Annotated in this window: 14 protein-coding genes; 8 read left to right on the plus strand and 6 right to left on the minus strand. The window is 47.5% G+C overall.

Going from position 1 to position 12,985, the window contains the following annotated elements; all coding sequences use genetic code 11:
* The first annotated feature begins 77 nt into the window (after nucleotides 1-77).
* Nucleotides 78-998 carry an NAD-dependent epimerase/dehydratase family protein gene (locus ACWQXP_RS18345; RefSeq protein WP_454064304.1) on the plus strand — a complete coding sequence of 307 codons (921 nt, stop codon included), beginning with the start codon at nucleotides 78-80 and terminating at the stop codon, nucleotides 996-998.
* Nucleotides 999-1,105: 107 nt separating this feature from the next.
* Here ACWQXP_RS18345 and ACWQXP_RS18350 read toward each other — a convergent pair whose 3' ends face one another.
* Nucleotides 1,106-1,426 carry a rhodanese-like domain-containing protein gene (locus tag ACWQXP_RS18350; protein ID WP_454064305.1) on the minus strand — a complete coding sequence of 107 codons (321 nt, stop codon included), beginning with the start codon at nucleotides 1,424-1,426 and terminating at the stop codon, nucleotides 1,106-1,108.
* A 138-nt stretch (nucleotides 1,427-1,564) separates the two neighbouring features.
* Here ACWQXP_RS18350 and asnS point away from each other — a divergent pair, with 138 nt between their 5' ends.
* From asnS to ACWQXP_RS18365, 3 genes are all read left to right on the plus strand, one after another.
* Nucleotides 1,565-2,866 carry an asparagine--tRNA ligase gene (gene asnS, locus ACWQXP_RS18355; RefSeq protein ID WP_454064306.1) on the plus strand — a complete coding sequence of 434 codons (1,302 nt, stop codon included), beginning with the start codon at nucleotides 1,565-1,567 and terminating at the stop codon, nucleotides 2,864-2,866.
* 229 nt (nucleotides 2,867-3,095) lie between these two features.
* A complete protein-coding gene (locus ACWQXP_RS18360) occupies nucleotides 3,096-3,584 on the plus strand; it encodes a GNAT family N-acetyltransferase (RefSeq protein WP_454064307.1) in 489 nt (162 codons plus the stop codon).
* Between the two features lie 134 nt (nucleotides 3,585-3,718).
* Nucleotides 3,719-4,768 carry a lactonase family protein gene (locus ACWQXP_RS18365; RefSeq protein WP_454064308.1) on the plus strand — a complete coding sequence of 350 codons (1,050 nt, stop codon included), beginning with the start codon at nucleotides 3,719-3,721 and terminating at the stop codon, nucleotides 4,766-4,768.
* A 26-nt stretch (nucleotides 4,769-4,794) separates the two neighbouring features.
* Here the strand turns inward: ACWQXP_RS18365 and ACWQXP_RS18370 are convergent, their stop codons facing one another.
* Complete coding sequence (locus ACWQXP_RS18370) at nucleotides 4,795-5,544, minus strand: DUF3108 domain-containing protein (protein WP_454064309.1); 750 nt, start codon at nucleotides 5,542-5,544, stop codon at nucleotides 4,795-4,797.
* 214 nt (nucleotides 5,545-5,758) lie between these two features.
* On the opposite strand from ACWQXP_RS18370, the gene ACWQXP_RS18375 reads away from it, so the two are divergent.
* From ACWQXP_RS18375 to ACWQXP_RS18390, 4 genes are all read left to right on the plus strand, one after another.
* Nucleotides 5,759-6,907 (plus strand): phage tail sheath family protein, encoded by a 1,149-nt coding sequence (locus ACWQXP_RS18375; protein ID WP_454064310.1) that lies wholly within the window; start codon nucleotides 5,759-5,761, stop codon nucleotides 6,905-6,907.
* 479 nt (nucleotides 6,908-7,386) lie between these two features.
* Nucleotides 7,387-8,418: an nSTAND1 domain-containing NTPase gene (locus ACWQXP_RS18380; protein ID WP_454064311.1), complete on the plus strand. Its 1,032-nt coding sequence runs from the start codon at nucleotides 7,387-7,389 to the stop codon at nucleotides 8,416-8,418.
* The gene (locus ACWQXP_RS18385; RefSeq protein WP_454064312.1) at nucleotides 8,409-10,040 is read left to right on the plus strand and encodes a formylglycine-generating enzyme family protein; all 1,632 of its coding nucleotides are present in this window, start codon (nucleotides 8,409-8,411) and stop codon (nucleotides 10,038-10,040) included. Before ACWQXP_RS18380 ends, ACWQXP_RS18385 begins: the two co-directional genes overlap by 10 nt.
* A gap of 169 nt (nucleotides 10,041-10,209) precedes the next feature.
* On the plus strand, nucleotides 10,210-10,461 hold the full coding sequence (locus tag ACWQXP_RS18390; protein WP_454064313.1) for a hypothetical protein: 252 nt from the start codon (nucleotides 10,210-10,212) through the stop codon (nucleotides 10,459-10,461).
* Between the two features lie 70 nt (nucleotides 10,462-10,531).
* On the opposite strand, the gene ACWQXP_RS18395 is transcribed toward ACWQXP_RS18390, so the two are convergent.
* The 4 genes from ACWQXP_RS18395 to ACWQXP_RS18410 all read right to left on the minus strand — a co-directional run bounded on the left by ACWQXP_RS18395 (nucleotide 10,532) and on the right by ACWQXP_RS18410 (nucleotide 12,184).
* Nucleotides 10,532-10,831, minus strand: coding sequence for a HigA family addiction module antitoxin (locus ACWQXP_RS18395; protein ID WP_454064314.1), 300 nt, complete (start codon nucleotides 10,829-10,831; stop codon nucleotides 10,532-10,534).
* Between the two features lie 89 nt (nucleotides 10,832-10,920).
* Nucleotides 10,921-11,118, minus strand: coding sequence for a type II toxin-antitoxin system RelE/ParE family toxin (locus ACWQXP_RS18400; RefSeq protein WP_454064315.1), 198 nt, complete (start codon nucleotides 11,116-11,118; stop codon nucleotides 10,921-10,923).
* 488 nt (nucleotides 11,119-11,606) lie between these two features.
* Nucleotides 11,607-11,735, minus strand: a complete 129-nt coding sequence (locus ACWQXP_RS18405; protein WP_454064316.1) for a hypothetical protein — start codon at nucleotides 11,733-11,735, stop codon at nucleotides 11,607-11,609.
* A gap of 176 nt (nucleotides 11,736-11,911) precedes the next feature.
* A complete protein-coding gene (locus ACWQXP_RS18410; protein WP_454064317.1) occupies nucleotides 11,912-12,184 on the minus strand; it encodes a hypothetical protein in 273 nt (90 codons plus the stop codon).
* Nucleotides 12,185-12,985: the final 801 nt, after the last annotated feature.

Below are 12,985 nucleotides of genomic sequence, written 5' to 3' on the forward strand. Positions count from 1 at the left end.
GTTGTCAGAAAGATCGGGTTAGATTTTTTGGGGTTTTGCTGCATTTGGAAATGGTATGAACTGTCTGGAGGGATTGTATGTCTATGAATGTGCTAGTGACTGGCGGAGCGGGGTTTATCGGTTCTCATGTCGTGGATCGATTAATCCAAGAAGGCCACCAAGTTTCTGTTGTTGATAATCTTTCCTCAGGCAAGCGGAAACAGGTCAATAAGAAAGCTAAGCTCTACAAAATGGATATTCAAAGTCGAAGTATTGACCGGGTGCTTCGCACGCAGCGTCCGACGGTGATCATCCATTTGGCCGCTCAAATGAATGTTCGACTCTCGACAGAAGATCCAACATTTGACGCCTCAGTCAATATTCTTGGAACCATTAATCTATTGCAATATGCGACGCAGCATGGTGTGAGAAAGATTACATTCGCCTCTTCTGGAGGGGCGGTGTATGGAGAGCAAGAAGTGTTTCCGGCTTCAGAGTCTCATCGAACAGATCCACTCTCTCCGTATGGTATTAGCAAATTGGCTGGTGAAAAATATCTCGCGTATTACGCCCATGAACAAGGCATTCGATATGTGGCTCTTCGCTTTGGCAATGTCTATGGCCCTAGACAGGAACCGGAAGGGGAGGCTGGGGTTATTGCCATTTTTACCAAAAAAATGTTGAAGGGAGACCAACCCATCATCAATGGGACAGGCAAGCAAACAAGAGATTTTGTGTACGTTGATGATGTCGTTGAATCGATCATGGCCACGTTACCTCTTGAGGTTCAAGGCATCTATAATGTTGGAACAGGGCAAGAGACAACGGTCAACGAATGTTATAAGCACTTGAAGAAGTTTACCAAGTCAGAATGTAAAGATCTCTACGGGCCTGCCAAAAAGGGCGAGCAACTGCGGAGTGTCTTAGATGTGACGAAACTGCGAGAAGAGTTTGGCTGGGATGCTCATGTGACCCTATCAGAGGGGCTCTCACAAACGGTCGAATATTTTAAATCGTGAGAAGGGATGCATGGGTTGTCGCTCGTATTTCGTTGTCCGTACATTCTAAATGACGACTTCTCTTACACGAAATACGAACGACGCTTCACGAAATATATTCCGACAGACTAATATCGAGGAACCGATTGGTCAATTTCGACGGACCAGGCATCAATGCCGCCGACAAGATTCTTGACGTTTGAAAAGCCTTGCTGAAGCAAGAAGCCCATGGCATCGGCGCTTCGCATGCCTTTGTGACAGAGAGCAACGATTTCTTTATTGGGGTCAAGTTGTTCAAGGGAAGTCGGAAGCGTTCCAAGTGGAATCAAGACCGACCCATCGATCTTGGCCATGGAATATTCGTGAGGTTCACGGACATCCAAAATAAAGAGATCGTCACCTTTATCAAGTCGATCTTTGAGTTCTCGAACAGTCATGGTATAGCTCATCTGTAGGCACCTCCATTAGAATAGAAGATTATGATATCCCTACTCTTTCTACGCTGTCAACGGAAAGAGTCGGCTGAGGATTCTATTCAGGTCGCTCACTGATCATGAACAACAATAATTCATAACCTAGTGAAAAATATGCCGAATCTCCCTCGTATTGCCATTGAACATATTGCCGATGCTGTTGGACAAGAAGTGACGATTTGCGGCTGGTTACGGCAGCGTCGCTCAAGCGGCAAAATCCATTTTCTTGTGATCAGGGACGGGTCGGGAGAATTGCAAGCCGTGGTCAATAAAGCGACTGTCGAGCCAGAATATTTTGAGCGATCGGCCCAATTGACTCAAGAATCCTCCGTCGTCATTACCGGCATTCCGCGAGCAGAACCCCGAGCGTCCAGTGGCTATGAGTTAGATGTGGTGACCATCACCATCGTTCAGTTAGCCGAACCGTTTCCCATCCAACCCAAAGAACACAGCGTCGGATTTCTGATGGAACACCGGCATCTGTGGCTTCGTTCGAAACGGCAACATGCCGTGCTTCGGATCCGGCATGAAATCATACGTGCCTGTCGAGACTTTTTTGATGATCGAGATTTTACCTTGATCGATACGCCGATCTTTACGCCGAATGCGTGTGAAGGGACGACGACCTTATTTCAAACGCAATACTTTGATCAAACGGCCTATCTTGCGCAAAGTGGGCAACTGTATAGTGAAGCCTCGGCGGCAGCCTTTGGAAACGTGTATTGCTTTGGCCCGACCTTTCGTGCAGAGAAATCCAAAACGCGACGGCATTTGATGGAGTTTTGGATGGTGGAACCGGAAATGGCCTTTGCGGAACTTTCCGATGCGATGGACTTAGCTGAGGGATTGCTGAAGATGGTGATTGAGCGTGTCTTGGATCGTCGCCGCAATGAATTAACGATCTTGGAACGGGATATTTCAAAATTAGAGGCCGTGGTGTCGCCATTACCTCGTGTCACGTATGAAGACGCCATCAAGTTATTAAAAGAAAAAGGCGTTTCCATTGAATTTGGCGATGACTTTGGTGGCGATGATGAAACGGTCTTAGCCTCATCATTTGACAAGCCGGTGATTGTCCATCGGTATCCAGCCTCGATCAAAGCGTTTTATATGGAGTCTGATCCTGAAGCCCCAAACCTTGCACTCTGTATGGATGTGTTAGCTCCGGAAGGATACGGTGAAATCATCGGGGGCGGACAACGAATTCACGATTACGATAAGTTGCTCGCGAGAATTAAAGAACATCAACTTCCGGAAGAAGCCTTTCGCTGGTATCTCGATCTCCGGAAGTATGGCTCAGTCCCGCATGCCGGATTTGGTATGGGGATCGAACGGGTGGTGGCATGGGTGTGCGGGTTAGAGCATGTGCGCGAAACCATTCCCTTCCCTCGGATGCTCTACACGTTGTATCCGTAGCCTTGTCAGTCAGGCGGAAATATTTTCTTCGTGACATATCCTGTGCAGCCTTGCTTGCAATGCTGATGTCTAAAGCCTGGCCTTGCTTTTCTATAGCCGGTTCAAATAACTTCCGCATGTTTGAAGTGGGTATTTGCGCGAGATTAGTTGATATGCCTCAGCTGGAACTCACTTGGATTCGCTATAGTGCTTCTGAATATTGAAAAATTTAGAGAATGAAGCGGGCGACGTGGGGACATGGCTGATACAGCAAGCCGAAGAAAAAGACATCATTTCGATGAGCCATGTATATCAGTCGGCGATACGGGCGATTGGAAAAGAATACTATTCTCCTGAGCAAATTGCAGCCTGGGCGAGTTACCCTGACGACAAAGCCAAATTCAAACGATGGGTCCAACAGGCTTCAACATTTGTAGCACTTGCAGAGAATTCCGAGCTGGTCGGATTTGGCGGGCTTGAAAAAACTGGCCGAATATCATCAATCTTTGTTGAACCTGGCTCTATGCGCCAGGGGATTGCCTCAGCACTTCTGACTCACTTATTCGCAGAAGCGGAATTGGCAGATATTGGTGTACTTACCACGCACGCGTCTGAATTTTCTAAACCACTGTTTATAAAGTTTGGGTTTGAAGTGATAAATATCGAATCTACAAATCTCAATGGAGTCGATTTTACCCGCTATTTCATGAGAAAGGGTTTGTCATGTTCGACTGAATGAATAACGTCACATTAAGCGACAGTGTCACTTGTTACTTGCAGGGAAATAGAATACGTGTTGTCACAAAACATGACCTCATTCAAAAAGGGATGATGATGACCCTCTTAAAACGCATTCTTGTATTGATGGTTTTCATGAGCCTCCCGTATCAGACTTTTGCAACTGAATATCTCTATCTGGCTTCGGGGAATACCATTACCGTGAAAGCCATTGATCAAGACACGGGCACATTACGTGACTATCAAACTGTAAAGCTCGATGGCACCGGACCTATCGCCTTTTCTCCTGATCACTCCTTCCTTTATGTCGTGATACAGACGCCACGTTCAAAGAGGCAGCAGTTCATCGCGACATACACAATTGGCAATGATGGGAAGCTGACATTTCAACAGAAATCAGCAATCAACATGCCCTCTGAATATGTACAGGCCGATGCCACCGGCCAGTATCTCATCGGGAGTCATTATGGCAAAGGGAAAATGTCAGTCTGGAAGTTGACGAAGGGGGTGTATGAAGGAGAGACCGTTCAAGAATTCACCTTAGAACAACAGGCGCATTCCACAGTGTTTTCAAAAAATAATCACTATATTCTTGTCCCGGCAACTGGTCCCAATAAAGTATTTCAGATGACATTCGATGAGAAGACCGGGAGAGTCGCGTTCAATAATCCGGCGTTCGCCCGTGGGCCAAAAATCGATGCACGTCAGCCTCGCCATCTTGTCTTTAACCGTAAGCTAAATATTGCCTATACCACCCAAGAACGAATGAATCCCGGTGTTGCGACATGGGAATGGAATCCGGAAAATGGTGTTCTGAACCTCCTGGAAAATATAGTGACGACCAACGATCATGTGAAAAGTATTACGATGGCAGACCTGCACATTACCCCAGACAATCAATTCCTTTATATCTCAAACCGCGATGATAAGAACAAGCGCGATAGCATTATTGGATTTCGCATTGATCCAAAGAATGGACACTTGAGCCTCATCAAGCATTTCCCGAGTGAACATGTGCCTCGTTCATTCTGTATTAGTCAGTCCGGAAAATATCTCTATGTGGCAGGAAAAGGCGATGCCAAGCTCGGCGTCTATCAGATTCATCCCGATACTGGTGAGTTAGAGAAAATCACACAATACAAAACGGGGGCTAACCCAATCTGGGTCACGACCTTGGTCAAGTAGCACATTCAAATTTGAGCGTCACGTGTTTAAGGCGTCCACCCTTCCAGCACAGCCTTCACAGACCCAACAATAACTTTGGCTTGCATCATGAGCGGGACGCGGGAGTGATCGTTGGTCAACCAAAAATGAAAACTTCCCTGGTTGGCAAAGATTCCACGAAACGGCATGACGGCTTCGAATCGAATGGCTTCGACCTCTCCCCACGGGCCAGGTAATTCTTCAATCTCCTCGACCTTCACTTCAATCTCATAATTCTTTTTGTCATGGTGGACATGTAATTGAATCGAACGTCCAGGATCCAGTCGTTGAAGGTTTCGCACGTAATAAAGGAACGATAGCGGGCCATGTGTCTGAGAAGAAATGGGCATCGTACTCAATTGCCCATTCTTGATGATCGCGGCTTCATGCATGTCATGATCAAATGTCACGTCGAAGTCTTCATGATCATTCCCTTCTCGCCGCTGAAAAATAAAGTGCTGCGGTAATAATGTATCCGCATCAAGAGTCGAATCAACCAGATTATTCACGGGAAAAAACAATGAAATAAAATCATTCGACTGTGCGGTGGACATCAGCCGAAGGCGTGGTTGTCCCAGAGGGGGCATCTCATGCCTGGCTTGAAGCGTCCCTGTGCCGGCAGGAATGCCTAATAAGGAAACGGAATACTGGTACAACTCATTTTCGTGAAGAGGCCATACCTTCTCAGCTTCCTTGGCAGAAATGCTACTCGGTGAAATGATACACAGAAAGCTAATAACCAAGATATGCCGAAACATATTCACTCCCATACATCAATGGTACCTCAAGAAAAGAAGTATGTCAGTGTACATAACTTCCTTTTTCTGCACTCGTCACACACTCCGGTTCCGTTTCAATGTTGACAAAGTTATTACGCTGTGCAGGATAGATGAGAATCTTAAATCATGACGATGTGTTCTTGGAGGCAATCGTTTGCCTATAACCGAATTCCACCAATCTGGAGTCACACGCATGCCCAAATATGTTGCGCCAGGAATCCACATTAAAGACGTATCACTGAGAATAAAAACAATTAGTGGCGTCAGCACCTCGACCGTCGGATTCATCGGCGAATCCGAGCGTGGTCCATCTGTTCCAACGGTCATCACAAGCTATGAGCAGTTCTTGAAAATATTTGGCCGCCTAGAATTTCAAAGTAATGGGAAAAGGTCGAAATCCTATTTGCCCGCTGCGGTTCACGGATTCTTTCTGAACGGAGGGACGCGATGTGTGGTCACGCGTGTCGTGGGCAAGAAGGGTCGTGAGCTCACGCTAGCCGATTATCAGGGTAATGTGAGTGGAAAATCTGGAACTCCACGAGGGTTGCGCGCATTGGAAGGTATGGACGAAGTCTCTCTTCTGTGTGCCCCGAATGAGCATGATGTAGGTGGACTATCGGAAAGCCTCGTCGCCCATTGTGAAAAAATGAAGGATCGCTTTGCGATCTTGAGTGCGGCAAAGACAATGTCGCCACGATCCTTGCGTCCGCCTGTCGCTTCTTCCTATGCCGCGATGTATTGGCCATGGATCAACAATCGCGATCCCAAGACTGGACGAAAGAAACTTGTTCCGCCTTGCGGACATATAGCTGGGGTTTATGCCCGCACGGATCTGAACAAGGGTGTGCATAAGGCTCCAGCGAACGAAGTGCTACGAGGTGCTTTGGATTTGCCGGTTCAGGTCAACAGTGCGGAATTGCAGTTATTGACTCGTCGAGGCGTGAATGCCATCCGCGCGTTCTCAGGAAGGGGCATTCGCGTCTGGGGTGCGCGGACGACATCGAGTGATCCCGAATGGAAATATGTCCCCGTCCGACGATTGGCCGTGTTTGTCGAAGAGTCTGTCGCAAAAGGTACGCAATGGGTAGTGTTTGAGCCAAATAATGAATCCTTATGGGCGAGGGTCAGAATGTCGATCGAAAACTTTCTGAGTAGTCAGTGGAGGCAAGGCGCACTGCTAGGGAAAAAATCAGAAGAAGCCTTCTTTGTGAAATGCGATCGCACCACCATGACGCAGAATGACATCGACAATGGTCGTCTCATCTGCCAAATTGGAATAGCGCCAGTGAGGCCAGCGGAATTCGTCATCTTTCGCATTGGACAAAAAACGGCAAGTTCGTAAGTTTTAGGTACCAGTTGTTTTTTCAACGATCATATATAAATCAGAGAGAATACCGCTTCTCTCGATAATTTTTCTTGCCGGTTTGTATCCCCCTCTCATCCTCTCCCTATAGCCGTACCAATGAACATTCGCAATTCTGTGGTGTGCTGTCGCGCTGTGTCAGCTTGGATGTTTGTAAGGTAATCATTAAGGGGTGTGAGCCTTCAGTAGAGATTGTCCATAAGTCATGCTTAGGTCAGAGAACTATCGTATCCAACGATACATTACTCGTTTCGCTATAGAAGGGAGAGGACTGAGTGGAGGGTAAAGATATTACAGCCATCGAACACTTCATCATTCATACAGCATGAGCTTCAACCCCCACCTGTTCCATTGCAACTGTTGACAAAATTTTCAGTCTATGCAGGATACGTGCGTTGTACAACGTCTGCCTGGTATGTGAATTTCAGCGGGTGAATATTTAATCGACTGAATTAGCCATGGCCACCATTTATCTCTCTTCCACATTCGAAGATTTGAAGGACTATCGCCGTGTGGTGTTTGAGGCGTTGCGTCAATCCGGTCACAATGTCATTGCGATGGAGGAGTATGTCGCGAAAGATCAGCGTCCCATGAAAAAATGCCTTGAGGATATAGGGAAAGTTGACATCTATGTGGGACTGTTTGGGTTTCGATACGGCTATGTACCACCAGTGGAACATGATAATCCTGACGGAGCGTCTATTACCGAACTTGAGCTTCGGCAAGCTGAGCGACTCGGTAAACCCTGCCTGACGTTTGCGGTGAGTGAAGAGGTGCCGTGGCCTCCGAAATTCATCGATGCATTGAAGGGCCAGCCTATTAATCAATTACGGGAGTACTTGTTGACGGAAAAGATGGTGAGTTTTTTTTCGGAGCCCCATCAACTGGCCAGTCAGGTTCAGTCTGCGGTGACGAGGCTCCTGGAAGAATCGCAAAACGGCAGCCCAGAAAATCCTGACACAACTCAACAGCCGCCGGAAGTTACCTGGGATATTGAAGAGAAGGGCTCGCCCTATCCTGGGCTCCTGCATTTTACCCGCAAATATGCATCAGTATTTTTTGGACGGGACGCAGACATTCGCGAAATTCTAGATCGTCTTCGAAGTCCCGAAGGGCGGTTCATGATCATTAGCGGAGACTCAGGGGTTGGCAAGTCGTCGGTGGTTGATGCGGGTATTCTTCCTCAATTAGAGGAGAATGGATTGTCAGTCGATGAGAGTTGTGCAACGGTGCGGATGGTGCCGAGTCAGACTGCTCACCCGTTCACCTCTTTGATGGCTGGGCTTGGTTCGATGGCCTCGCGTGCAGGGCTAAGTCCAGACGCCATTGCCAATGATCTCGCACAAGATCCAAGCAAACTCATGGGATATCTCAGGAGCATCATCAAAGATGGGACTGCTCGCCAACATCTCGTGCTCTTCATCGATCAAATGGAGGAATTGTTTACGGCGCAGGATATCACGCAGTCCAAGAACAGACCTTGCGAGTAGTTGCCACCATTCGAAGCGATCACCTGCACTACTGTCATCGACATCCAGAAATGGTGAAAATATTGAATGGGAAAGGGCACTATGCCCTCGGGCGAGTGGAACCCTTCATGATGCAAGATATGATCATGAAGCCAGCAGAAGCCGCAGGCCTCTCGATTTCAGAAACCTTTTCAAGTCGACTCATTCATGATACGGAGGCCAATTCTGCCAATCTGCCATTGCTGGCCTTTGTCCTAGAACAGCTCTTTAAGAAACGATCCGATCACGAGTTGAGTGAAGTGGTGTACCAGAATCTCGGTGGTGTCGCAGGAGCGATCGGGGAACATGTCAAAGCCGTAGAAGAAAAAATTCGGCAGTCTGTGGGCGTCAAAGCACAAGCCGTGTTGCCGAAAATCTTCCAGACCCTGGCAAAAGTCCAGAAGGAAGAAGGTGTACCCACGAGAAATCGTCAACTGAAATCCGAGTTCGCAGGGGATGTAGGAGAAGTCGTAGACCTGCTGATTGGAGAACGTCTTCTCCGCACGGAAGGTGAGAGCGAGGCCGCTACGGTTTCCATCAGCCATGAAAAGCTCTTTGAAGCGTGGCCAGCGTTGAAGGAGTATGTTGAAAAGAACAAGAAAGCACTTGTGGATCGAACGCTGTTAGAGAGTCGTGCGCAGAAATGGGAAGACATGAAGAAGCCCTGGTTCAGCGGGTTGGCCACCGGTGGAGAATACAAAGACTTTCAGAAAGCAGGTGGAACGGATAGTGCCCTCACACGAGAATTTCTTCAGGCCAGTAGGATCGCCAGACAGCTTCGGATAGTGGCAGGTTTGTCAATATTTCTTGTACTTGGGGGGATCTCATGGCTTTGGCAAAAAGGCTATAATCTGGATCAGGCCCTTCTAAAAGTTCAATCGTTAGTCGTGAGCATTCACGTGGACCCGACAATGGTTTCAATCCCTACTGGAATCTTTCGACAGGGTGATGTGGAAGGATTGGGTGAGGCCTGGCGCAACCCTGTTCGGACGGTCACGATTCCAGCATTTTCAATGGGTCAATATGAAGTGACGTTTGAGGAATATGATAAGTTTGCGATTGCGACTGGACGAGCACTTCCGAATGATCAACGATGGGGGCGTGGTTTGCGCCCGGTCATCAATGTGTCGTGGGAAGATGCCAAAGCCTATACTGAATGGTTATCCGAGGCGACCAACAAGCGTTTCCGATTGCCAACGGAATCTGAATGGGAATATGTCGCGCGTAGTGGCGATAAGCAAGAGGTCTGGGCGGGAACCTCTGATGAAGATCAACTCTCGGAGTATGCGATCTATCAAGCTAATTCTGGCAATCGGACTGCGGTAGTTGGTTCGAAAGAAGCGAATAGTTTTGGGTTGAAAGATGTGAGCGGGAATGTCTGGGAATGGGTAGAGGACTGCCTACACGTTACATATAAAGGGGGTCCAGTAGACGGTTCTGCTTGGTTAGAAGTAGATAGCGGGGATTGTACCCAGCGCGTGATTCGCGGCGGTTCCTGGGACGGCAGACCGGTGTCCCTTTGGACGTCCTACCGTGGCGGGTCCTACTCCGCCAACCGCAGCTTCACCATTGGTTTTCGTCTCGCCCAGGCTGGCTCACCTTAGAACTCACACACAAAAGCCTTTTGACGGCATTTAAGGATGACCAAAGGAAGCCATGGAGTTTCATCTATCGTGAGCCAGTCTACAGAATTTTAGCCCTCTAATCTTTATACTATTTTTTCTCTACACCCTGAGCATGTCGAAGGGTGAGGAAAGCTAAGCGACGTGGGACATGGTTCGACAAGCTCACCATGAATCCGGAGGACATGTTCCTCAGGCCGTGCAGTCGTGCCATGAACCCCTTCTTAGGCTCATTCCACAACTGGACAAGTTTCCGAGGGCTCGACGTTTCACATTAGGTGAGCGTTTGGAGACCGGGCTACTCAACGTCCTGGAACTATTGGTCGTGGCAGCTTACTCTCGCGACAAGGCCGAAATTTTAAAACGCGCGGAAAAAGGGGACATTCTCCTTTTTTATTTATGAGTGCCTAGGGATGAGGCGGAACGGGCTGGTTGGCCATGCCGACGGCCCCGCCGTTGCTTGAAGCGATCGATTAAACCATCGCGTGTTTGGGTGCGATTCTTTTCACCTTAATCCTGTTGGCAGTTTTTTCAGCTTGAGCCAGATCATATTCCATCTGCAATCCAAGCCACATCTCGGGGCTACTGCCGAAGGCTTTAGAAAGCCGTATGGACATTTCCGGCGAAATGCCTGCTTTGCCGTTGACGAGTTTATCGAGGGTTTGGCGGGTGACGCCAAGTCGCTCTGCCACTTCGGTGATGGTCAACCCTAGCGGCTCAATGCATTCCTGTCTAACAATTCTTCCTGGATGCGGAGGAGTCTTCATACGCATATTGACCTCCTAATGGTAGTCGATTAAATCCACGTCATGTGCGTGCCCTTCTTTATAACGGAAAGTCACGCGCCAGTTTGCCCGAACGGTCACTGCATATGCCCTTTCAAGGTTCCTTTTAAAGGGAGCAGCCTAAATCCTGGTAAATCCATATCTTCAAACTTGCGAGCACGATTTAACACGAAGAGAATATTTTCCACTTTTTCTAGGTGATCAGGACGAATGCTTTTTGCCTCACCTTTTTCAAATAACTTTTTCAGCCCCTTATGTCTGAAGCTCTGTATCATCCTTAGTCAGGATGCACTGCAAACAGCAACCTTGCAAGTGTCACAAACAATGAGCGAAAGAAACTTTGAGCGGTGCACAATAGGCAAACATACGTGGTCGAGAATCATTTTCCTTAAAAGGAATCGCAAAGTCGTGGGCCTGTGCATGTTCACTAATGGGGGCGTTGGTTTTCCCCTGCATTCCCAACGCGTCAACGTGTGTGCTGGATGAAATATCTCATGCGAGTAGACTGATGAGTTTGGGACCTGAATTTTCACCAACAAGGCGTTTCACTAGTCTGTGGGGGTAACAAGCATCTGTTCGCACGCTGAGGGAAATTCAAACGTTGCAAGAAGGCTTCTGAGATAAAAGGCGAGGGAAATCTTGAAGGATGTAGTTTTGAAGCCATTTTGTTAGCGATGTGCTCGAACATGTTGTATGCCATGATCCGAGTTCATTTGCTGTAAGGTGCTTTGGCCCGACGTCTGCTGGATCGATTGTTTGAACGCTATGCGTCGCTGGAATCCCTTCCTAAACGAAACTGCTTCCAACTGTGAAGCAAGAACGCAAGCCCAAAGAGGATCATGACGACGGCGCTGCGAAGATAATGGTGTAGAAGATTGGATAACGTTTTCATGATCGGTCTTCTCCTGTTGTGTGGTTCGTAGATTCGTCTCTGCGTGAACGAGAGCGATGCATAATTTCTTTATCGACGTATTGTTGAAAAATCGTAATCATGTCATGTCCAGGTAGAGGATTGCCCATTGCCGGATTTCGTCTAACCGTAGTCATCCTAATGTTGGTCACGTTGGATTATCGTGGAGATGGCCTTTGCGCAATGAATTCTGTAGTGTCTGGAGCAAGTCGCGCTGTGCAAACTTTTTCAAATGTCGTATAGGTATTGGTGGTGTGGGATACGCCGCACCCGTCCTGTGTTGAACCTGTACTGCAGATGCTGTGCGTAATCGGTCTTTCTTCCCACGCAATGCATTGCCCAACGGTACTACAGCCAGATAGTGATCCGATGAGAGGTACGATCGAAGCGAGATAAAGATATTGCTGTAAATATTGATATGAAGTTTTCATGGTCAATCTCCTCCTGCTGTATGACTGAAGAAGTCACAGCTATGCCTGTCTATCTCAACGAACGTACGCTGCTGCTCCTTTGTATTCGTGCATATTGGATAGCTGGAAATATCCATTAGTTTTGTCTTCTCTTTTTCTGAGTCTTCTTTCTCTTCTTACCCTTCTCACTCCTCTCACGAATTGAAGTAAGATGATTTCTTTTAAGAGTTGAGTGTTACATTCTTATTGTCTGCAGTTCACATGCCACAGGGGAGTTGTGGAATGGTGGCCTCGCTGCTCGTGCTGTAACTCGTTGATTCTCTGATATGAAAGGCGTTTGTTTGAATAGGGAGGAGTCAGTGGGGAAGTTTTATGGGCCATTTCTGACTCTAGGAGCGGATACGTTGAGTATCTCTTGAGATAATAGTCTGAGGCATAGATTGAGAATTGAGTCTTTGTGTTGAGGTGTTGATCGCGGGCAGGGAATTACAAGCTTTCTCATATGAAGGTCATTTGACAAAATGGAAGAGGAGGTTTGTTCTGTAAATTTTGCAGATTACGGAAGACCATGAACAGTGCTTGAAGGCGTTCAGCCGTCTTGGACGTGCCAGTCTAGAGCTGTACGGTAACCTTAAATGCCCTTACAGTGCTTCTGGCCAGTTGTACATCCCACTCAAAATAAGCTGCAAATATCTAGTATTTTTACTTATATTTCATGCATGAAATTCCCGCATTCGCTGAGCCTGGAAAGGCCTACTTTGGTATCTAAAACTTCCTAAATGTCCAAAGGTTGTGCCTTGACAACTTCAGGCAACACCGTAT

This window comes from Candidatus Nitrospira salsa, from assembly GCF_965152625.1.

Excerpts from the sequence above, each read along its gene's own strand:
- ACWQXP_RS18345 (WP_454064304.1), top strand. The coding sequence starts at position 78 with ATGTCTATGAATGTGCTAGTGACTGGCGGAGCGGGGTTTATCGGTTCT.
- ACWQXP_RS18350 (WP_454064305.1), bottom strand. The coding sequence starts at position 1,426 with ATGAGCTATACCATGACTGTTCGAGAACTCAAAGATCGACTTGATAAA.
- asnS (WP_454064306.1), top strand. The coding sequence starts at position 1,565 with ATGCCGAATCTCCCTCGTATTGCCATTGAACATATTGCCGATGCTGTT.
- ACWQXP_RS18365 (WP_454064308.1), top strand. The coding sequence starts at position 3,719 with ATGAGCCTCCCGTATCAGACTTTTGCAACTGAATATCTCTATCTGGCT.
- ACWQXP_RS18370 (WP_454064309.1), bottom strand. The coding sequence starts at position 5,544 with ATGTTTCGGCATATCTTGGTTATTAGCTTTCTGTGTATCATTTCACCG.
- ACWQXP_RS18375 (WP_454064310.1), top strand. The coding sequence starts at position 5,759 with ATGCCCAAATATGTTGCGCCAGGAATCCACATTAAAGACGTATCACTG.
- ACWQXP_RS18380 (WP_454064311.1), top strand. The coding sequence starts at position 7,387 with ATGGCCACCATTTATCTCTCTTCCACATTCGAAGATTTGAAGGACTAT.
- ACWQXP_RS18390 (WP_454064313.1), top strand. The coding sequence starts at position 10,210 with ATGGTTCGACAAGCTCACCATGAATCCGGAGGACATGTTCCTCAGGCC.
- ACWQXP_RS18395 (WP_454064314.1), bottom strand. The coding sequence starts at position 10,831 with ATGCGTATGAAGACTCCTCCGCATCCAGGAAGAATTGTTAGACAGGAA.
- ACWQXP_RS18400 (WP_454064315.1), bottom strand. The coding sequence starts at position 11,118 with ATGATACAGAGCTTCAGACATAAGGGGCTGAAAAAGTTATTTGAAAAA.
- ACWQXP_RS18405 (WP_454064316.1), bottom strand. The coding sequence starts at position 11,735 with ATGAAAACGTTATCCAATCTTCTACACCATTATCTTCGCAGCGCCGTC.
- ACWQXP_RS18410 (WP_454064317.1), bottom strand. The coding sequence starts at position 12,184 with ATGAAAACTTCATATCAATATTTACAGCAATATCTTTATCTCGCTTCG.